The 17,887-nt window shown below is 71.5% G+C and carries 19 protein-coding genes and 2 pseudogenes; 10 read left to right on the top strand and 11 right to left on the bottom strand.

What is annotated here, in order from left to right; translation table 11 throughout:
• Window positions 1-266: 266 nt before the first annotated feature.
• The 3 genes and pseudogenes from ACFC1R_RS28375 to ACFC1R_RS28365 form a co-directional block, all read right to left on the bottom strand.
• Window positions 267-437, bottom strand: a pseudogene (locus tag ACFC1R_RS28375) (IS701 family transposase); the annotation flags it as partial.
• Between the two features lie 105 nt (window positions 438-542).
• Window positions 543-1,475 carry an aminoglycoside phosphotransferase family protein gene (locus tag ACFC1R_RS28370; RefSeq protein ID WP_375943328.1) on the bottom strand — a complete coding sequence of 311 codons (933 nt, stop codon included), beginning with the start codon at window positions 1,473-1,475 and terminating at the stop codon, window positions 543-545.
• A gap of 111 nt (window positions 1,476-1,586) precedes the next feature.
• Window positions 1,587-1,814 (bottom strand): hypothetical protein, encoded by a 228-nt coding sequence (locus tag ACFC1R_RS28365; protein ID WP_375943326.1) that lies wholly within the window; start codon window positions 1,812-1,814, stop codon window positions 1,587-1,589.
• Window positions 1,815-1,908: 94 nt separating this feature from the next.
• Here ACFC1R_RS28365 and ACFC1R_RS28360 point away from each other — a divergent pair, with 94 nt between their 5' ends.
• The gene (locus ACFC1R_RS28360) at window positions 1,909-2,430 is read left to right on the top strand and encodes an ATP-binding protein (protein ID WP_375943324.1); all 522 of its coding nucleotides are present in this window, start codon (window positions 1,909-1,911) and stop codon (window positions 2,428-2,430) included.
• A 96-nt stretch (window positions 2,431-2,526) separates the two neighbouring features.
• Here ACFC1R_RS28360 and ACFC1R_RS28355 read toward each other — a convergent pair whose 3' ends face one another.
• Both ACFC1R_RS28355 and ACFC1R_RS28350 read right to left on the bottom strand, forming a co-directional pair.
• A complete protein-coding gene (locus ACFC1R_RS28355) occupies window positions 2,527-2,685 on the bottom strand; it encodes a hypothetical protein (RefSeq protein ID WP_375943323.1) in 159 nt (52 codons plus the stop codon).
• A gap of 678 nt (window positions 2,686-3,363) precedes the next feature.
• Window positions 3,364-3,669 carry a hypothetical protein gene (locus tag ACFC1R_RS28350; protein WP_375943321.1) on the bottom strand — a complete coding sequence of 102 codons (306 nt, stop codon included), beginning with the start codon at window positions 3,667-3,669 and terminating at the stop codon, window positions 3,364-3,366.
• A 2,167-nt stretch (window positions 3,670-5,836) separates the two neighbouring features.
• Between ACFC1R_RS28350 and ACFC1R_RS28345 the strand changes: the two genes are divergently transcribed.
• Window positions 5,837-6,943: a M20 family metallopeptidase gene (locus tag ACFC1R_RS28345; RefSeq protein ID WP_375943319.1), complete on the top strand. Its 1,107-nt coding sequence runs from the start codon at window positions 5,837-5,839 to the stop codon at window positions 6,941-6,943.
• 284 nt (window positions 6,944-7,227) lie between these two features.
• Window positions 7,228-7,764: a hypothetical protein gene (locus tag ACFC1R_RS28340; protein WP_375943317.1), complete on the top strand. Its 537-nt coding sequence runs from the start codon at window positions 7,228-7,230 to the stop codon at window positions 7,762-7,764.
• Window positions 7,765-7,962: 198 nt separating this feature from the next.
• Here the strand turns inward: ACFC1R_RS28340 and ACFC1R_RS28335 are convergent, their stop codons facing one another.
• Both ACFC1R_RS28335 and ACFC1R_RS28330 read right to left on the bottom strand, forming a co-directional pair.
• Window positions 7,963-8,970 carry a TauD/TfdA family dioxygenase gene (locus ACFC1R_RS28335; RefSeq protein WP_375943315.1) on the bottom strand — a complete coding sequence of 336 codons (1,008 nt, stop codon included), beginning with the start codon at window positions 8,968-8,970 and terminating at the stop codon, window positions 7,963-7,965.
• A gap of 41 nt (window positions 8,971-9,011) precedes the next feature.
• Window positions 9,012-10,028 (bottom strand): hypothetical protein, encoded by a 1,017-nt coding sequence (locus ACFC1R_RS28330; RefSeq protein WP_375943314.1) that lies wholly within the window; start codon window positions 10,026-10,028, stop codon window positions 9,012-9,014.
• Between the two features lie 418 nt (window positions 10,029-10,446).
• Here ACFC1R_RS28330 and ACFC1R_RS28325 point away from each other — a divergent pair, with 418 nt between their 5' ends.
• The 3 genes from ACFC1R_RS28325 (at window position 10,447) to ACFC1R_RS28315 (ending at window position 12,450) form a co-directional block, all read left to right on the top strand.
• Window positions 10,447-11,652 carry a PP2C family protein-serine/threonine phosphatase gene (locus tag ACFC1R_RS28325; RefSeq protein WP_375943312.1) on the top strand — a complete coding sequence of 402 codons (1,206 nt, stop codon included), beginning with the start codon at window positions 10,447-10,449 and terminating at the stop codon, window positions 11,650-11,652.
• An 83-nt stretch (window positions 11,653-11,735) separates the two neighbouring features.
• Window positions 11,736-12,149: a DUF5994 family protein gene (locus tag ACFC1R_RS28320; RefSeq protein WP_375943310.1), complete on the top strand. Its 414-nt coding sequence runs from the start codon at window positions 11,736-11,738 to the stop codon at window positions 12,147-12,149.
• A gap of 55 nt (window positions 12,150-12,204) precedes the next feature.
• Window positions 12,205-12,450 carry a hypothetical protein gene (locus tag ACFC1R_RS28315; protein ID WP_375943308.1) on the top strand — a complete coding sequence of 82 codons (246 nt, stop codon included), beginning with the start codon at window positions 12,205-12,207 and terminating at the stop codon, window positions 12,448-12,450.
• Between the two features lie 56 nt (window positions 12,451-12,506).
• Here the strand turns inward: ACFC1R_RS28315 and ACFC1R_RS28310 are convergent, their stop codons facing one another.
• Complete coding sequence (locus ACFC1R_RS28310) at window positions 12,507-12,674, bottom strand: hypothetical protein (RefSeq protein WP_375943306.1); 168 nt, start codon at window positions 12,672-12,674, stop codon at window positions 12,507-12,509.
• Between the two features lie 266 nt (window positions 12,675-12,940).
• Between ACFC1R_RS28310 and ACFC1R_RS28305 the strand changes: the two genes are divergently transcribed.
• The 3 genes from ACFC1R_RS28305 to ACFC1R_RS28295 all read left to right on the top strand — a co-directional run bounded on the left by ACFC1R_RS28305 (window position 12,941) and on the right by ACFC1R_RS28295 (window position 14,758).
• Window positions 12,941-13,192 carry a hypothetical protein gene (locus ACFC1R_RS28305; RefSeq protein ID WP_375943304.1) on the top strand — a complete coding sequence of 84 codons (252 nt, stop codon included), beginning with the start codon at window positions 12,941-12,943 and terminating at the stop codon, window positions 13,190-13,192.
• A gap of 156 nt (window positions 13,193-13,348) precedes the next feature.
• Window positions 13,349-13,549, top strand: a complete 201-nt coding sequence (locus ACFC1R_RS28300) for a hypothetical protein (protein ID WP_375943302.1) — start codon at window positions 13,349-13,351, stop codon at window positions 13,547-13,549.
• Window positions 13,550-13,756: 207 nt separating this feature from the next.
• Window positions 13,757-14,758, top strand: a complete 1,002-nt coding sequence (locus ACFC1R_RS28295; protein WP_375943300.1) for a zinc-binding dehydrogenase — start codon at window positions 13,757-13,759, stop codon at window positions 14,756-14,758.
• 431 nt (window positions 14,759-15,189) lie between these two features.
• Here ACFC1R_RS28295 and ACFC1R_RS28290 read toward each other — a convergent pair whose 3' ends face one another.
• The gene (locus ACFC1R_RS28290) at window positions 15,190-15,489 is read right to left on the bottom strand and encodes a YciI family protein (RefSeq protein WP_375943298.1); all 300 of its coding nucleotides are present in this window, start codon (window positions 15,487-15,489) and stop codon (window positions 15,190-15,192) included.
• A gap of 226 nt (window positions 15,490-15,715) precedes the next feature.
• A complete protein-coding gene (locus ACFC1R_RS28285) occupies window positions 15,716-16,627 on the bottom strand; it encodes a LysR family transcriptional regulator (protein WP_375943296.1) in 912 nt (303 codons plus the stop codon).
• A gap of 112 nt (window positions 16,628-16,739) precedes the next feature.
• Here ACFC1R_RS28285 and ACFC1R_RS28280 point away from each other — a divergent pair, with 112 nt between their 5' ends.
• A complete protein-coding gene (locus ACFC1R_RS28280; protein ID WP_375943295.1) occupies window positions 16,740-17,579 on the top strand; it encodes an oxidoreductase in 840 nt (279 codons plus the stop codon).
• 99 nt (window positions 17,580-17,678) lie between these two features.
• Here the strand turns inward: ACFC1R_RS28280 and ACFC1R_RS28275 are convergent.
• Window positions 17,679-17,858 (bottom strand): annotated as a pseudogene (locus tag ACFC1R_RS28275) (helicase associated domain-containing protein); the annotation flags it as partial.
• Window positions 17,859-17,887: the final 29 nt, after the last annotated feature.

The raw sequence follows: 17,887 nt of genomic DNA, 5'->3' as shown, positions 1-17,887 counted from the left end.
CCTCGGACGTCTTTCACCCATGCGGCCGCCCGTCGATGCCCGGCAGGGACAGCTCACAGACCCGCACACAAGGCCGCGGCACCGCTGTGCGAGCCGGCCCGGACCCCGCGTGTGGGTGGGCAAGTCCCGTCGCTGCCCGCCAGGGATGCGCTTGCCCGGAGCCCGATGGGCTCGCTCACCTGGGTGGGCCGGCAGCTCGTCTGGCCCGCCCGCACCACGGTCCGTGTCCAGGTGTCCGAGCACGGGGGGAACTTCACTGCCCCGCGGGGCTCCGGCGCACCGGTGTACTCGGCGATCGTCCTGCAGTTCCTGCGCGGCAGGTCTGACAGCAGTCCGAGCACCGACTGCTGCATGCGACGGCGAGGTTCGACCCGGTCGAACCGGCCGGCTGTCCGGCTCATCAGGCCCTCGAACGCCTCCTGCCGGCGGGCAGGCATCACGCTGTGACCTGCGGCCACCACATAGTCGTTCGTCTTCACACACCGGTGATCAGCGGTGGCCGTACCCGTCTACGCGTCGACCCCCACCAGCAAGATCACGATCTAAACGCTTTTCGTGAGCAACTCGGCCAGGTGGTCTGCGAATTCGGTGAGCCGGTCCAACCGTGGTCCACTGCGGGCGATGCGGAATCCGTGGCGGCGGCCCCAGAACGCGGCCTGCACGGCATGGAACTGGGCCCAACGCCGGACGCGTTCGCGATCGAGTTCGGCGGCCTCGGCGAAGACGTCCAGCGTGCGGTGGACAGCCTTGCGCAGGTCGTCCGCTGCGAGGAGCGTCAGCGCGCGCGACTTGAGCAGCGTGCCACCGTCGTAAGCGGGGTCTCCCGTGTACCCCTTGGGGTCGACGGCCAGCCATGGCTCACGGTCGGCGCGCAGGATGTTCCTGGCGTGGAGGTCACCATGGATGAGGATGTCCGGCTGGACGCGGCCCAGCTCGCGGACGGTCGCCACCGCGGCGTCCACCACGTGGAGCGACAAGGTGTGCGTCAGCTCCTCAGCGTCCTTGCACAGTTGCTCCTCCCAAGCGTCGGCCCGCTCCCGCAGCCGGGGCAGGCCAGGCGGTGCGGGGACGGCCAGTCGGCGATTGATCCGCCCTGCGACCGTCACAACCTCATCGTCGTCCTCGACCTCCGCCAGGGTCGACGCCTGGACCCGCTCGAGAAGCATCGCGAACCGCTCGTCGTGGCGCTCGTGCAGCAGGACGGCTCCGCGCCCGCCCCAGGCCGCGAATGCGTCCGGCTCGTGGACGTTGCCGGGATGCGGAAACGACACCTTCAGCACAGCGGTCCCCTCGGCCCGCCGTCGCACCGGAACGATGACCCCGACACCGCCGTGCATGACCTCGCCGTCCGGCACGCACTCCCAGCGCTCCAGCAGCTCGTCCACGATCCTGGGCAGTTCGGCGAGCCACGCCGCTCCCGGCTCTCCTTCGCGCTCGATAGTGCTCTGCGCGAACGTGCCCGGAATCCCGATCATCCGGGCACCTTACGCGCCCCCCGACGACGTCACCAGCCCCGGGCCCGCCACAGCCACCACCGCTGTCATGCAGGCCTCGACCGTGAAGATCACGGTCTCCGGCGCAGGACACTAGGAGTAGTACTTGTGGATGTCGGTCGGGTTGAGTCCGTTGCCGTGGTGTACGGCGGCGCTGGAGTAGTTCCGCCGCAGGTGTACGGCTTGGGCCGTGCGTTGGTGCTCGATCAGCAGTCCGGTCTTGTCGTCGGGGTTCCGGTGACGTTCGCGCCGGACGAGGAGGACCGCACAGGCCACGGCCGTGCCGACGAGCAACACACCCAACGCAACAAAGGCATCCATTGTCTCGGGCCTTCCGGGTTGATCAACGCCGAAACCGTACCGGATTTCTGCTGTTCCCGTTCCCGCGGCCCGCACAGAGCTAACGTTGGGTCCCGTGATCGTATGGCTCAACGGCACCCACGGCGTAGGCAAGACGACGACCAGTGCACTCGTGCAGCAACTGATCCCGGATTCACGGGTGTTCGACGCCGAGAAGGTCGGCGAGACACTCATGGACATCAGGCCGGGGCTGCCCGGGACGGACAACTTCCAGCACTGGCCGCCGTGGCGGCCGCTCGTGGTCGAGACCGCCCGCCGCGTACTCGACTACACCGGCGGCACCCTGGTGATGCCCATGACCGTCCTGGTCGAACAGTACTGGCGCGAGATCAGCACGGGTCTCGCCCAACATGCCATTCCGGTAAGGCACTTCGTCCTCCACGCTGACCAGGACACCCTCCGCGGGCGCATCGAGGGGGACACCCTTCTTGGCCCCTCCCCATTCCGTCTCAAATACCTCGAGCCCTACGCCGAGGCGGCCCGCACCTGGCTGCACGGCGAGGCCGAGGTCGTCGACACCACGCACCTCACCCCCGCCCAGGCCGCCCTGCGGATCGCAGAGGCCGTCAAGAGTTGAGGTCCACCCGCCACGCGAAAAGAACGACCTTCCGGTGTCGAGTAGTGTGAACAGGCCCGGCCAGGGGCCCAGCTCAGCCCGGCACCGGGGTGTCGTCTACCCCGAAAAGTCGTCCGCCTCGGCCGGGGTAGGCTCGGTGCAGCCCAGTGCCCAGCGGGCCGGGAGGGCTTCTTCCAACGCCTCCAGGCCGGCCCGGTTTCGGCACCCGGCGTGCAGCCAGCTGAACGCGGCGTCGCCGTCCAGGCGCAGCAGCACTGTTGCGGCTGTCGTGAACCCGGACGCGCACACCTGCGTGCGAGCCCGGTCCGGTGCCGGTGCCCGTCATCGCCGTGGTTACCGGCCGGTGGCCGGTTCGTCGGCGTCGGCGTCGGCGTCGGCGTCGGCGTCGGCGTCGGCGTCGGCGTCGGCGTCGGCGTCGGCGTCGGCGTCGGCGTCGGCGGGCAGCGTCGGCTACGGCCAGGTGGGCCGGCCGCCGGCGAACGGGCCTGCACACCCGTTGAGCGTGCCGATCGCCCGCCCGCAGGTCCGCTCGACCTGGCGGTGCGGGTAGCGGCCCACCTGCCCGTACTCTTCCTGGTCCTTTCCAGTGGTACTTCGACAGGTCGGGGGCGATGACCAGGTCCAGGCACAGGTCCAGGGCATCGATGCCGATGCCCGGACATCTTGTCCCATCACCCGTCTCCGTTCCCCGCACTCCGAGACGCTGTCCGCCACCCAACCACCGTGATTCCTACAAGCGGTACGGCCGGGCATCTGTCCTGGCCTCCGGCAGCGCCCCGAGAACGTCGACTTGCGATACGGGAGAACGTGACTCCGTGCGGCGGTGGAGCTCCGCGCCGGGAGGAGAACTCGTTCGCGGTGCGAAGGCCGGGCCCGGGCCGGAGCTGCCGACCAGGCCCCGGCCCTGCGAACTCGTCCTCTGGGCGGGCCGGCTCAGCGCCGGCAGAACCAGGTGTAGGGATTGCGCGAATCCGCCAGACCCGCAGAGGCGCCGGCACCGTACTGGGTGACGCACTCCCTGTTGACGTCGATGCCGACGCTGTAGCCCCACGGTGAAGTACACCGCCAGCTGTAGGCGTTGTGCTGGTCGGTCACCACCGCGCGCAGTCCGAAGCCGGGGTACTGCGTGTTGCACCCCCGCTGCATGTCGACGCCGCCCAAGGTGACTGCGGAGGCAGTACCCGCCCCGCCCAGGACGAGGCCCGCACTGATGGCCGCAATCGCCAGAATTCGTTTCATCGTGTCCCCTTTCGCGCTGCAGCCCAACGAGGTCTCCGGCCATCCGGCTTCCCTGCGGGCTGCTGCTGAGGCGGCACGCTACCGGCGCGATTGTCACTCGATAGGGGAAACCGCCCTGCAGACGGTTCCGCTCCGCGCCCCCCGGGCTGCCGGCCGCTGTGACTGCCGCGTTCGGAACGGTTGTCCGCGGGTGCGAACCGTCGGCCCATCACACCTTTCGGCCTGGCCAGAGCCCAGGAACCACCCGTTCGACGACAGGCCCGGGCATCGGCGCCCGGCAGCCCGCCGACCCGACTGCACCGCCAGCTCTTTCGGAGTGCGCCGGGAGCGCCCGGATGGCCGTCTCACGCCCGGCATAGCTACCTTGACGCTGTGCGCCCGAAGTGCTGATCGACGACTCCGGCCACCACAGCTCCGTGGCGTCCGGGCTTACGCATATCCGACGCTTGGCCAACGGGCCACATCGGTGTCCTGCTCAGTGCCGGGGGTTCGGAGGTGTCCTGCTCAGTGCCGGGGGTTCGGACAGCAACGGTGTCAAGTCGCCGACCTGAAGCATGAGTTGTCAGTTGCCGCCAAGGGCCCGGCGCCGGCATCGCCGCCGGACGTGTCTCCATCGCCGGAACGCTCACCCGGCCGTGCCCGTCCGGCAGCCACAGCTCCGCACCGCGAGACCGGGCAGTGCCGCCGTGCCCGGTCGATCTCTCCGGCCGGCTCCCCGTTCCGCACCCAGATCTCGCCGGTCAGGACGGGTGTCTGGTTCAGCGCCGGGTTCTGGGCCATCAGCATCCGCGGGCTTCCGAGCTGGAGCAGGCGCTTGGCCACGGATCGTTGTCACGGTCGTCTGGCAGGGGTCTGCTGGAGACGCTCGGAGGCCGTGGACGTGGTGGTTCCCCCCAGGGCCGGCCATCCTCTGCTCGGGGGGCACGTTCGGCACGACCCACCTCCCTTCCCAAGCTGGTGGTGCCCGGGCGGACGCCCGGGCACCGGCTCAACGTCCCCGGCCCCGCCGGTGCGTCCGGTTCAGCCCTTCGGGCGCTTCCACGACCAGGCACGTGGGCGGTTTCGTTCCTGCCCCGGCGCAAAGAGCGGGAACAGCAGGGCCGGTGGCCCGTACTGCCGACCGGATACGGCCACCGGTGCGGGCCGCTGCGACGCCCTCGTAGAAGCGCGGGCAGGTGGGTCAATCATGGTCTCGTGAAGGCTTTTTGCCCGGAGCCGGAGGTGGTGTCGTTGTCCTACCCGGCCCCGGCGCCGCCGTCGTCCTACCCGGCCCCGGCGCCGCCGTCGTCCTACCCGGCCCCGGCGCCGCCGTCGTCCTGCCCGGCTCCGGCGCCTTCGTCGTCCTGCCCGGCCCCGGCGCCTTCGTCGTCCTGCCCGGCCCCGGCGCCGCCGTCGTCCTACCCGGCCCCGGAGCCGGAGGTCGCGCCGTCGTCCTACCCGGCCCCGGAGCGAGAGCGGAACGGGGCAACTCAGCCTGAGCGGGGGCGGGCTCCCCCGGTTGCCCTGAAACGATCGACGCCGAGCTGGCGGTGCCGGTGTCCGCCGAGGCAGAGGCGGCGGCGAAGCTGACCACGGCAGCGGAACCGGTGGCCAGCAGTGCGACTATCGCAGTTTTGGCGATTCTTGCTCTCATCGTTCTCTCTCTGAATGTCGCATTCCGGACGACGTGGATTCGGGGATTCATGGCGGGGTATTTCGCGCGATGTTTCCTCGCAACCACGCCCACCTCAATGCTGCGGATATGGGCCGACGATCGCAGCGGACCCATGATGACGAATCCCGCTGACGCTCCACCAACCTCGCGGGGTCACTTCGGCTTCAGCAGGCTATCCACGGCCGCGTATTTGCCGCACCTTTACGAGTGCACGGGTGAAAGCCGCAGCACCTTCACCGGTGCACAGTTCTCATTGCCGACTCGGTGGCCCTGCACGGCCTTCAACGCCTGGCCGCCTGCTGAACTTGCCGTCAGCCTCCGCGCGGGACCGCCCCCGCACCCGCAGGGATGGTCCCGGGTCCGCCGGCCGCGGGTCCGATCAGCGGCAACGACTGCCATCCACCGGCTCTTGCCGGTGGAACGCCGGTGCTCGCCGACCTGCTCGGCCAGACCGTAGCGGACCGGATCGGGGGGCGCTCCCTTTCGGTACGGCGTGCTCGCTACCTTGGCAGCATGATCACGATGATGCACAAGACCAGCCCTGTGAGTGTCGACGCGATGATCGAGGACCTTCGGACACTCGTCGAGGTCGAGTCTCCGTCACGCGACATCGACGCCCTGACGGCGTCGGCCGAAGCTGTCGCCGGCGTCATCGAGAACCGCCTCGGCGGGCAGGCCGTCCTCGTCGAGAGCGAAGCCGGGCCGCACGTCCACTGGTCCGCCGGTGGCGACCCCAAGGTACTGATCCTCGGGCACCACGACACGGTGTTTCCGCTCGGAACCCTCGAACGCCGCCCGTTCACGGTCAATGACGGGCACGCCACCGGCCCCGGGGTCTTCGACATGCTGGGCGGGCTCGTACAGGCGATCCACGGCGTGGCACTGCTCGGCGACCGATCGGGCGTCGAGATCTTGGTGACCTCCGACGAGGAGGTCGGCTCCCGTTCCTCGCGGGCTCTCATCGAGGAACGGGCCCGCGCCTGCGGCGCTGTACTCGTCTTCGAGGGCGCGGCCGAGGACGGGGCCCTCAAGACGGCCCGCAAGGGCTGCGGCACATTCGAAGTCACCGTCACGGGCCGGGCGTCGCACGCGGGCCTTGAGCCCGAAGCCGGGATCAACGCCCTGATCGAAGCCTCGCACCAAGTGCTGGACATTGCGGCGCTCGGGCGACCCGACATCGGCACGACCGTCACTCCGACCGTCGCTTCGGCGGGCACCCTGGACAACGTCGTGCCCGCCGAAGCGACCATCGTCGTCGACGTCCGTGTCGAGACGGCCGACGAGAAGGAGCGCATCGAATCCGCGTTTGCGGCTCTGACCCCGCACCTCGACGGGTCAAAGATCTCGGTCCAGGGAGCCATCGGCCGGCCCCCGCTGCCGGAATCGGCCTCCGCCCGGCTCTTCGCGGTGGCCAAGCAGCTGCTTCCCGGCCTCGAAGGCAAGGCGGTCGGCGGCGGAAGCGACGGCAACTTCACGGGCGCTCTGGGGGTGCCGACACTCGACGGCCTGGGAGCGGTCGGCGGCGGTGCACACGCTGACCACGAGTACTTGGTGATCGATGCCATGGTCGAGCGGGCGAACCTCGTCGCCGGCCTGGTGGATGCGATCCAGAACTCGTAGGAGGAGAGCTTTTCCCGCGGTTCACCGAAGAACGGCACCGACCCGACCAAGGCGTCCGCGGACGTCGCCCAGGCCGCCGCCGAGCCGGGCGAGGCCGTCTTCGATGGCGAGCTCATCGCCGTGCTGCCCACCGGGGAGCTGTCCTTCGGCCTGCTGCCTCTACTGCGGGCAGGCCTGCCGCCAGGCCGCCCTAAGCCGGCGCCGCCTGGCCGAGCAGGCCCCGCAGCTGCGGGCGCAGGCCCTTGCCGGCCGGGGGCATCAACGGGGGCGTTAGAGTCCGCCCCATGGACGACGCCACCACCCTCTGGTACCGGATTGCCGATCTCCTTCCGGAGCCTGCCTCGAAGGAAGTCAAGGACTGCTGGGAGATCGGGGAACAGGAGTGCGGGCTCGGCCTACTGGTGGAGGGCCTGCTCGCCCGCCAGGTCCCGATCAGCGGGGCGGACCGGGCACGGATATCCGTACTCGCCGAGGAATGGGGCGAACGCGAGCGGCTCACGCTCGGCATCGTGCGCTGCCTGGGCGACGGCGCGCCCGCCGCGGTGCGGCTGCTCGATGACGACGGCGACGAGGTCCAGGTGGTGACGGGCTGGAGCGAGCCGGAACTCGCCGACCTGGTGCTGGTGCCGTGGATCGGATGCACCCGCTGCGGCCAGGTCCTGCTGCGCGCCCACGCCTGGGAGCCCTGGGACGACCTCTCCTACCTCGCCGAGCACTACGTGATCAGCACATCAAGCTACGACACGGCGCTACGGATCTTCCCCTTCGACTCCACCGGTGAGGCCTTCACCGAACTCCTTCAAAGCTGCCCAGAGGCATAGCTGGACGTTGAACGTCAGGTCAAGGGCCAGGCCCTCGACTCGACAGCGCGCAGAAGGGCAAGGACAGAGCCGGCCTAGCCCCCGGCACGTTCCCATACCTGACGGTGTCACCCGCTGCCGGTGCCGCTGTCGGCCGGCTCGGTACCACCCACCGGGCGACGGTCCGGCCGACGACACGGTCCGGTCCACGGCCGGCGGTCAGCGGGCGAGTACGTGGCCGTCGTGGGGGCGGTGGTCGCGGGAGCGGCGCAGGTCGGTGGTGACGTAGGTGCGTTGCAGCCAGCGGTCAGCTCCGTCGTAGCGGGGCTGGAAGGCGGTGCGGCCGTGAACGGTGACGCGGTTGTCGATGATGACCAAGTCGCCGGGGGTCAGGCGCAGGGTGCGAGCGGTCGCCTCGCAGGCGCGGCCGAATTCGGTCAGCGCCTCGGTGGCCCGGGGGGTGAGCGGGGTGGTGACGAGTTGGGCCATGCGGATGTCGGGATCGTCGGCTGCTCCCGACAGCACCGGTCGGGGCTTGATATCGGGTTCGCCCGTGGCGGTGCCGGGGCCGAAGGAGGGTGGTGGTGTGGTGATGAACTCGGGTGCGAACAGGGTCTGGCGGCTTGCCGGGGTGAGGAGTTGCAGGGCTCGGCGGATGCCGGCGGTGCGCAGGCCGGCGACCTGGTCGTGGTCGGCGCGCAGGCACAGGAAGATCACGTAGTCGGGTGGGTGGGGGTGGAAGCCGTTCTCGGTGTGGAAGGACAGCGGCACGGATCCGGCGTTGCCGTGGAAGGTCTCCTGCCCGGGCACGGGCACGACGTCCTGCACGAGGGCGCCGGACTTCTCGGCCAGGTAGGCGAGGGGCTCGCCGAGCCCGCAGGCCACCATGGTGAGCAGCGCGGCCGGGACGGTGGCCTGACGCTGGACCGAGCCGGCTACGGCCGGTGTCGGGGGCAGGGCCGCCTGGTCGACGGGCAGGCCGCCGATCATCAGGGTGCCGTGCGGGCCGGAGTGCCTGCGGAACCGGCGCAGCGCGCGGCGCAGTGGTAGCGGGAGGTCGTCCCAGGCGTCGCGGGCTTGTGCCAGCCACTGGGGGCTGTCGACCTGGTCGTGCCCGCCGGTGCACAGGGTGCGGGCCAGCTTCGCGCACGCGTCTGCGTGGGCCGGGGCGAGTTGCCAGTCGGCGGCGGCGGTGTTGGGCGTGATGGCGGGCGTCGTGTCGGGCATCGGGGTCTCCTGCCGTGGGTGTGGGCGGCGGGCGCGCGGGCTCAGGAGTGGCGCAGGCCGGCCACGGCGTCGGCGATGTAGTGGTCCCCGAATCGGATCAGGGGGGCGTACTGGGCCGCGCGGCGGTGGCGCATGAGCCGTAGTTCGGCGACGGCGTTGTCGGGGCCTTCGGGCCTCTGGGCGATGGACCGGCGCAGGTGCACCATCGAGTACGCGAGGGTGACGTGCCGTTCGCCGTCCACGATGTCGGCTTCCAGGAGGGCGCCGCGTGCCTCGGCCAGTTCGGGGTCGCGGGCCGCCAGGTGCTCGTAGGAGTCGGGCACCGCCGAGAGCAGGTCTTTCATCGCGGCCCGGAACAGCTTGTAGCCGCGGTGCTGGCGGCCGCTCAACGGGACGTCCGTCGACGGCGGTGCCATGGTCTGGCGGATCGCCGCCATGTAGTAGTCGGCCGGGATCGTGCTGGCGTGGTTCATGGCCGCCGGGAAACCGCGCACGTACACCGCCGCGTCCGCCAGCCGCCGCAGCGCGGTATCGCCGTCACCGTCCCGCAGATGACAGGTGGCGTCGGCCACGGCGACCGCGGCGCAGACGTTGAACAGGACATGGACCTGGTGCCCGATGAGCCACCGGGCACTCCACACGCTCTCCAACGACGCCGCCGCACCGGGCTCGGGGACGGCCACCGGCGGGACGGGGTCGGGGACCGGGGCAGGGCCGGAGCCGGAGTCAGGGCCGGAGCCCGGAGCCGCGCCGGTGAGGTCGAGCACCGCCTGCCGCATCCCGGCCACCTCCAGCGCCAGGTCGCCACCCGACAGCGGAGCCTCACACAGGTCTTCCAGACCACGGTGGATCACCAGGGCGCCGTGCAGGGCGGCCTGCTGGTCCGACAGCTCCACCTCACGGACCCGGAAGTACGACTGACTGGTCGACTCCGCCGGTACGTCCTCACCGGCCACGGCCGGAGCCAGAGCCGACAGCGCGGCCACCAGCTCACCGGCCACCGCAGCGGCCTGCCGCAGCGCGACACTCCGCTCGACAGGCCGGGCATGGGTCGCCACCCGGGCCAGCACCCGCGCACTCCGCTGCGCCTCGGCATCGACCCGCGGGCCCAGCCCTGGGGCGGCCCGCCCGCCCCGGGGTTCACGGAAGACAGCGACAGCAGGATGACCGGCGACCGGAAATAAGCCCATGGTTGAAGTGTTTCGCCAGGAACACGTCACATGAAACCTTGGTCTGCACAGCCGTTCCCGTGCGGATCCGACGGAAAGGTGGGCCGCCCCCGTTCGAGGAGATCGGCGCCCGTGTCGGGGGCAGCTCCACCCCGGCCGGAAGGAAGGAGCGGCTACGCCCGGGGGCGCGATGCACTGCCGTCGTGCGTAATGGAAGGGCCTGCCCCGGCGTACTGCACAGGGTGTCGGGGTTGATCAATCCGGTACCGGGTGCCCGTGACGGGAGCAAGACGGCGGTGAGCCAAGGATGAGCGGTGAGCGGCCGTCGGGCGCAGCGGGACCGGACCGGTCGGAGGGGCACGGCGAACGCCTGTTGGGCGCGTTGCTCGATCGAGCTCATGAGCTGCCGCCCCAGCTGATCGCCCCGCTGGCCGCCGACGTGGTGCGCAGGTTCGGCGGCCGTGACCCGGCGCTCCTGCTGCAGGACTACGGCCAGCTGGTGCTGGCGCCGCTGCCGGGGCGGGGGTTGGCCGCCGGGGAGCCGGTGCCGATCGACGACTCCCCCGCGGGTGCGGCCTTCCTGCGCGGTGTTTCCGTCGAGGAACCGCAGGCCGACGGTGTGCGGTTGTACCTGCCGTTGCTGGACGGCGGCGACGAGGTGGGGGTACTGGCCCTCACACTGGATGCCGTTGATGACGACGACCGGCTGCTGCTGCGGCGTTTCGCCGCCCTGGTCGCCGATCTGCTGATCACCAAGAGCGGCTACACCGACAGGATCTTCCAGGCCCGGCGCCTCGAACCGATGAGCGTGGCCGCCGAGATCCAGTGGTCGCTGCTGCCGCCGCTCTCGATGGCCGTTCCCCGGGTCGCCGTGGCCGGCATTCTCGAACCCGCCTACCAGGTGGCCGGCGACAGCTTCGACTACGCGCTCAACGACGGTCTCCTGCACGTGGCCACGATCGACGCGATGGGCCACGGACTGGACGCCGCGACCATGGCGACCGTGGCCATCGGCGCGTACCGGCACGCCCGGCGCGCCGACATCGGGCTGGCCGAGATCTACGCGTTCATGGACCGGGCCATCGCCGGGCAGTTCGGGCCGGACCACTTCGTCACCGCGCAGATGATGCGCCTGGACACCGGGACCGGCCACCTGCAGTGGGTCAATGCCGGCCATCCTCAGCCGCTGCTGATCCGCGATCACGTCGTCGTCGAGCGGTTGGAGAGCGCGACCACCCTGCCGGTCGGGTTCGGCGGCGAAGAGCCGGTGATCAGCGAGCGGGTGCTGCGGCACGGCGACCGGGTCCTGTGCTTCACCGACGGCCTGGTCGAGGAGCGTGAGGCCGGCGGGGAGCAGTTCGGGGAGGATCAGCTCATCGACTGGGTCAACCGCGTCGAGCGCTCGCAGGACGGGGTGCGGGCCGTGGTGCGCGCGCTCTCCCACGTCCTGAAGGAGAAGCGGGGTGGGCGCACGAGCGACGACGCCACCCTGTTCCTGATCGAGTGGCGCTGAGACACCGGCCCCGCCTCGGCTCTCGTGACCGGCCGGATCGGCCCGGCGCGGGCGGAGTACCGTTGGGGGCATCGGGGCGGCTCGTGTTGCGCCTGGAGACCACACGGTCGCGCGAGCGTGTGCTCGACGGCGCGTGGTGGCCGCGTTCACGCGACGTCGGCGCTGAACTGCCTGGCCTGGGCAGGGCGTTGACCGGACACATCGGTGCCGTGACGGGCGTCGGGTTGGACGCGGAAGCCTGGGACGACGTGCCGGCCCGGCTGGTCGTCGACGGCCGGTCGGTGCGCATCGACCGGTACCCGGCCGGTGACGACACGGTGATCGTCACGCGGGGCGACCGTGATCACTTCAGCCTGCTCGTCGTCTCTTCGCAGGCGAGTCAGGAGGCGGCCCTGGCCATGATGGCACGCGCGGTCGAGGCCGGCGGAAGCGACTCGGCGCGGCGGATCCTCGTCGCCACCGGCATCGGCTCCGAGCCGCCGGGCGGAGCGTCCTGAGGTGCGGCCTCGTGGGCCGGGCTCCTCGGGCAGACAGGAAAGGCGGGACGCAGAGATGTCCGTCTACGTGAAACTCTCGACCGAGGCCCGGGCGCCGGCGGAGCCGTCGAAGGGGCCGTTGGACGTGCAGTACGAGGACGGCGCGGACGGCGTCACTTTCGAGTACGACCTGCATCCGAGTGGTGCGCTGCGCGTCCTGCGGGTCTTCGAGGACACGCCGCACCGGATCGAGGCGTGCTTCGGCCCCGGGGCGTGGCTCCAGGCCGTGGGCACCTACCTGCGAAGCGGCTCCGAGTACTGACGGCGATCCGTTCCGGGTGAACCGCAGGACGCACCCGGCGGCGGTTGCCCGGTCGCTCAGCGGTGCGCGGACCGGCCTCCGCGCCGGAACCGGACGGCGGAGAGGGCCAGTGCGACGATCAGTACGGCGATGCCGATGAACAGCAGGTAGAGCAGGCCCTTGGCGACGACGCCGACCAGCCCGAGCACGATCGCCACGATGATCAGGAAGAGCACGAGTACCACTTCGGCCTCCTTCAAGGTCTGCCCGCAGGCCCACCGACGGACGGGCGGTGGGCCGGGGCCCGCACCCCGCGTATGGGCGGGAACGCCGGGGACAAAACCTGACGGCCGCATTCTCGGCGCGCTGTTCCCCTTCGGCGCTGACCGCCGGTGCAGCCGGTGCGACCGGCAGGCCGAGCCGCGGCCGGGCGGCGTCCACCGATCGCGGTTGATCCGCCCCGCCCCTACCGTCGTTTCCGGGGGTGGGATCGTCAGCACGGGAGGCCAGGATGCGGCACTACCGATGGGTTCTGGAGACACAGGACGACGACGGCCACTGGTCCCGGCAGGACGGCGCTCCCATGCAGAATCCGCTGGAGTACGACGGGCCGCCCCAGCGGGCGGCCAACCACCTGCGGGACGTGTTCGTGCGCACGCTCTCCCGGCCTGCTCCCGGTCCCCGGGCGATCAGGATCCGTCTCTGGGACGGGGCAGCTGCCGTCGGCCGGCCCCAGGCCGAGACCGAATGGTCACGCGAGTGACACACCCCGCCCCGGCCGTACGGTCGGCTCCCGTCCCGCCGACCACGCGAGTACCGGCCAGGAGGCGGACCGGCTCCGGGTGACACCCACCCGCCCGCCGGCCGGCCTCACCAACGCCGTCGGAGGGAGCGCCGGCCGCCTCGCGGCGCCGGACTCGTGGCCCGCGTCGGCGTGGCGTCCGTCGTCCCGGGCCTGCTCCAGGGCCTGCTCGATGTTCTCCGGGTCGTCCCGGCCGCCCGACTGCGGGCCCTGCGGCGGACGTCGCCGAGCAGCCAGTGCGCCCGGCCGCCGCGCTCGCCCTCCCCCGCCGGCGGCGAGGTGGGCGAGCAACACCTGACCACCAGCCCACACGACTGACCGACACCGGGTCAGCGCACCGGAACAGATCCCACCCACCCCGAAAACAGCCCCGGGCGGACCCGACCGCCCAACCGAGGTCACCGGCATCGGGAGCAGCCATACCCGACGTCTTTGAATCGTAAGGCCCTATGACTGGCCCGTCCGAGATGACGGGACGCATCATCAGTAGCCTGCCAGGACTTCTCCTACTGGAAGGCAACGACGATGCTTGCAGGCCGGCTCAACGTCAGGACGCGTGTCCTCTCGATGGAGGACGTGCCGACGCCGCACGCCGGACCAGGCGAGATAAGGATCAAGGTCGCCGCCGCCGGGGTCTGCCTGTCCGACGTGCACCTCATCGAGGGCAGTCTCACGCCGCTGCGACTGTCGGGCGACACGGTGACCCTGGGGCACGAGAACGCGGGAACGATCGACGAGGTCGGCGACGGGGTGACGGGCCTGACGGCCGGTCAGCGAGTGCTGCTGCGGGCCGGGGAGCCGCGCGGCGGCGTCGTCTTCACCCGCGGGGTCGACTACGACGGGGGCTGGGCGGAGTACGCGGTGGCCCGGGCGGACACCGTGGTCCCGATCCCGGACCGCCTGCCGTTCGAACAGGCCTGCTTCATCCCCGACGCGGTCTCCACCCCCTGGGCGGCGATCACCACCACCGCGCAGACCCAGCCGGCCCAGGCCGTCGGTGTCTGGGGCGTCGGCGGTCTCGGCGCCCACGCGGTCCAGCTGCTGCGGCTGGTCGGGGCGGCTCCCATCGTCGCGGTGGACCCGCTGCCGGCGGCACGCGAGCGGGCGTTGGCGTTCGGCGCGGATGTCGCGCTGGATCCCGCCGACGAGCAGTTCGACCTGGCCGTCACCAACGCCACCGGCGGCACCGGGTTGGGCATCGCGTTCGACTTCGCCGGCGTCCCGCAGGTGCGCGAGCAGGCGATCCGCTGCCTGGGCGAGCGGGGCAAGCTGGTGCTGGTCGGGCTCGGCGACCAGCCGATCACGGTGACCGACGGCACCCGGTTCAGCTACCTCGGCCAGCAGATCCTGGGCCATTACGGTTCGCGGGTCGAGCACGTCCGGCAGTTGGTGGCGCTCGCAGAGCTGGGCCGCCTGGACCTCTCCCGGTCCGTCAGCGAGATCCTGCCGCTCGCCGAGGCGCCGGAGGCCGTCCGACGCCTGGCGAGCAAGCAGGGCAACCCGATCCGGATCATCCTGCGGCCCTGAGCAGCCGTCACGTGCGCGCCGTAGTGGACGCAGAGCAGAGCGCGGGTCGGCCGGGCGAAGACCAGTGCGGCCGTCAGCTCCCACCCGGTCGGCGGCGGCAGCATCAGCGGGCCCAGGTCCTGCGCGGCGCGGGCCTCCACGCACCCGGGGCACTCCGACCGGTCCGGGCCGGCCTCCTCCAGCACCGAACCCGCCTGACCGCCGATCGAGCCCCGGCACGTCCGGCACGGCCGCAGCGAGGCGTTCGCCGCGCGCGGGCCTCCTTCGGCTTCTCCTCGGCTCCCTGCTCCAGCCGTTCCTTCCGGTCGTGGCGGCACGGCCAGCAGCGGCCGCCGCTACGGCGGGTCCGGGCGCGGCAGGAGAGGGGGCTCCAGAGGGGGCAGGCCTCAGGTGGTCGCCGGGGTGGGGGCCGGTCGGCTGCCGAATCGGGTTCAGCTGGGAAGTTCCTGGCGGTACGGCTCCAGTGGCGGAGCCGTCTTCGTGGCGACGAATTGCGTGACCGTGTACTCGGCGACACCGGCCACGCTGAACGGGTCGCTCTTCACGATCTCTTCGATCTTCACGCGGTCGTCGCCGGTGGCGATGATGACGCCGCCGTCGCGCGGCACCTTCCTGCCGGAGGCGATGAAGGTGCCCTCGGCGTAGTGGGCGTCCAGCCATGCCGTGTGCTCCGGGAGGGCGGCGTCGATGCGCTCGATGGGCGCGATGTAGGTCAGCTCCAAGATGAACATGATCGTCACGATAGGCCCCCTACCGCCCCGTCCGCAGCAGGTGGTGCCGGTCTGGGCCTGGACCAGCTCCGTGAGGGCCGCGATGAACGGCGCAGCGGGGTTGCCGTCCGGGACGGCGGCTGCGGCGTTCCGGAGTCGCCGGCAGGAGGTCCCCATCGGCACGGTCTCGGGGCCGGCCAGGGTGTCGCAGGGGCACCCGCGTGCCCGAACACGCCGACCGCGGCCCTCACCCCGTGACCCGCGCCGCCGCCACCCGTCGGGCCGCCTGAACGTACCCGTGCACCAGCGGTCGTACGTCGTCCGCCCGGTGGACCAGCGCAAGGCGGCTCGGCGAAAGCCCGCGCACCGGGCGGGTGACCACCCCACCCAGGCTGAGCAGCGGGGCGTTGCCCGCCGCCACCAGCGCCACCCCGAGCCCGGCGACCAGCCCCTCATAGGTCTCCTCGGTGCCGGCCACCACCGCGCCGATCCGGGGCGGCACCCCGCCGCGCTCGTCGACGGCCAGCCAGAAGTCGCGCAGCGGCCCGGTGCTCTTCGGCAGGGCGAGGAACGGCTCGTCGAGCAGCTCCGCGAAGTCCAGCACCGGCCGCGCGGCGAGCGGGTGCGTGTCCGGCAGGGCCACCAGCCGCGGCTCCTCCGCGAGCACCGTGCAGGCGTATCGTTCCGGCTCGGCCAGCGGCAGCCAGACGAAGGCCACATCGCTGCTGCCGTCCGCCAGGCCGGCCGTCGAATCGTGCCAGCCCACCTGCCGGATCCGCAGCTCCGCCTGCGGGAAGCGCTCGGTGAACCGGGAGCGGATGGCCGGCAGCAGCCCGTCCCGTCCCGGGCTGGTGCTCCACCCCACCACAAGCCGGACCCGCTGTGCGGCCGCCAGCCGGGCCAGCGCGCCCGAGGCCTCCGTCCACACCTCCAGCACCCGCCGGGCGTAGGGCAGCAGTGCCTCCCCGGCCGGGCTCAGCTCCACCCCGCGCTTGTTCCGGACGAACAGGTCGTCCCCCAACTGCCGCTCCAGCGCCCGGATCTGCTTGCTCAGCGCCGGCTGCGAGACGTGCAGCCGCTCCGCCGCCCGGGTGAAGTGCAGCTCCTCGGCCACCGCGACGAAGTAGCGCAGCTCCCGCCCGTGCACATCAGTGATCATGCCGATTGGTTATCACCACAGGTATTGGACGCGCAACGCCCGCCGGCCGGAGGCTGGTCAACGCGAGCACGGGCTGGACTCCGTCGACGGAGAACGAACAAGGAGCTTGACGATGAGCAAGGTATGGCTGGTCACCGGCGCCAACAGCGGCCTCGGCCGGGCGATCACCGAGGACGCGGTCGCGGCCGGCGATGTGGTGATCGCCGCGGCCCGCCGTCCGCACGCCCTGGACGACCTGGCGGCCGCGCACCCCGACCAGGTCGAGCCGGTGGCCCTGGACGTGACGGACCACCAGGCGATCGAGCGGGTGGTCGCCGATGTGGTCGCCCGGCACGGACGGATCGATGTCCTGGTCAACAACGCCGGACGCGGGCATGTCGGGGCGGTGGAGGAGACCACCGACGCCGAGCTGCGCTCGGTCTTCGACGTCAATGTCTTCGGCCCGGCCGCGTTGACGCGAGCCGTCCTGCCGCATATGCGGGCGCGCCGCTCGGGAGCGATCGTGCAGATCAGCAGCCAGGGCGGACGGCTGGCCTTCAGCGGGTTCTCGGCGTACTGCAGCACCAAGTTCGCGCTGGAGGGGCTGTCCGAGGCGCTGGCCCAGGAGGTCGAGCCGCTCGGCATCAAGGTTCTGATCGTCGAACCCGGCCAGTTCCGCACCTCGCTGTTCGGCAACGGCACCGTGAGCGGCACCGAACTCCCCGATTACGTCGGTACGGTGGGCCCCAAGCGCGCCATAGTCGATGCTGGTGACGGCGCCGCGCCTGGCGACCCCGCCAAGGCGGCCGCCGCCATCCGGGCCGCCCTCGACGCCCCCGACACCCCGCTCCGACTTCCCCTCGGCCCCGACGCGGTGGACGCCATCCTCGTCCATCTGGACGCTGTCCGCACCGAAGTCACCACCTGGGAGAAGACCGCTCGGGCCACCGACTTCGACCCGGCGGTCGACTGATCGGCGCTGGTGCCGTATCAAGGCCCGGCCCCCGGATCCCGACGTGGTGCAGCGTCCCGCCGCCGGCTCCGGCCGCGACAGCTCGTCCAGCGCGTCCGGCTTCGCCACCTGGTCCTTGGTCAGGTTGTCGGCCTTGCGCCGGCGGCGCATCCACGCACCCACCGCGTAGTCGTCCGGCTTCACCGCAGTGGGGATCGCCAGGTGGCCGTGCTGCTGGTGGAACGCCCGCGCGTAGGCGGCCCCGCGCGCCCGGGCGTTGGCGTTCTTCGACCAGATCATGCCGAGCGCGTCCAACTCCGGGACCCGGT

The sequence above is a fragment of the Kitasatospora sp. NPDC056138 genome (genome assembly GCF_042264695.1).
Taxonomy (GTDB): domain Bacteria; phylum Actinomycetota; class Actinomycetes; order Streptomycetales; family Streptomycetaceae; genus Kitasatospora.
This window is presented reverse-complemented; position numbering and strand designations above follow the sequence as displayed.

What these genes read in the sequence shown, in the direction of transcription:
- ACFC1R_RS28370 (WP_375943328.1), bottom strand. Translation starts at nt 1,475, where the DNA reads ATGATCGGGATTCCGGGCACGTTCGCGCAGAGCACTATCGAGCGCGAA.
- ACFC1R_RS28365 (WP_375943326.1), bottom strand. Translation starts at nt 1,814, where the DNA reads ATGGATGCCTTTGTTGCGTTGGGTGTGTTGCTCGTCGGCACGGCCGTG.
- ACFC1R_RS28350 (WP_375943321.1), bottom strand. Translation starts at nt 3,669, where the DNA reads ATGAAACGAATTCTGGCGATTGCGGCCATCAGTGCGGGCCTCGTCCTG.
- ACFC1R_RS28345 (WP_375943319.1), top strand. Translation starts at nt 5,837, where the DNA reads ATGATCACGATGATGCACAAGACCAGCCCTGTGAGTGTCGACGCGATG.
- ACFC1R_RS28340 (WP_375943317.1), top strand. Translation starts at nt 7,228, where the DNA reads ATGGACGACGCCACCACCCTCTGGTACCGGATTGCCGATCTCCTTCCG.
- ACFC1R_RS28335 (WP_375943315.1), bottom strand. Translation starts at nt 8,970, where the DNA reads ATGCCCGACACGACGCCCGCCATCACGCCCAACACCGCCGCCGCCGAC.
- ACFC1R_RS28325 (WP_375943312.1), top strand. Translation starts at nt 10,447, where the DNA reads ATGAGCGGTGAGCGGCCGTCGGGCGCAGCGGGACCGGACCGGTCGGAG.
- ACFC1R_RS28315 (WP_375943308.1), top strand. Translation starts at nt 12,205, where the DNA reads ATGTCCGTCTACGTGAAACTCTCGACCGAGGCCCGGGCGCCGGCGGAG.
- ACFC1R_RS28305 (WP_375943304.1), top strand. Translation starts at nt 12,941, where the DNA reads ATGCGGCACTACCGATGGGTTCTGGAGACACAGGACGACGACGGCCAC.
- ACFC1R_RS28295 (WP_375943300.1), top strand. Translation starts at nt 13,757, where the DNA reads ATGCTTGCAGGCCGGCTCAACGTCAGGACGCGTGTCCTCTCGATGGAG.
- ACFC1R_RS28290 (WP_375943298.1), bottom strand. Translation starts at nt 15,489, where the DNA reads ATGTTCATCTTGGAGCTGACCTACATCGCGCCCATCGAGCGCATCGAC.
- ACFC1R_RS28285 (WP_375943296.1), bottom strand. Translation starts at nt 16,627, where the DNA reads ATGATCACTGATGTGCACGGGCGGGAGCTGCGCTACTTCGTCGCGGTG.
- ACFC1R_RS28280 (WP_375943295.1), top strand. Translation starts at nt 16,740, where the DNA reads ATGAGCAAGGTATGGCTGGTCACCGGCGCCAACAGCGGCCTCGGCCGG.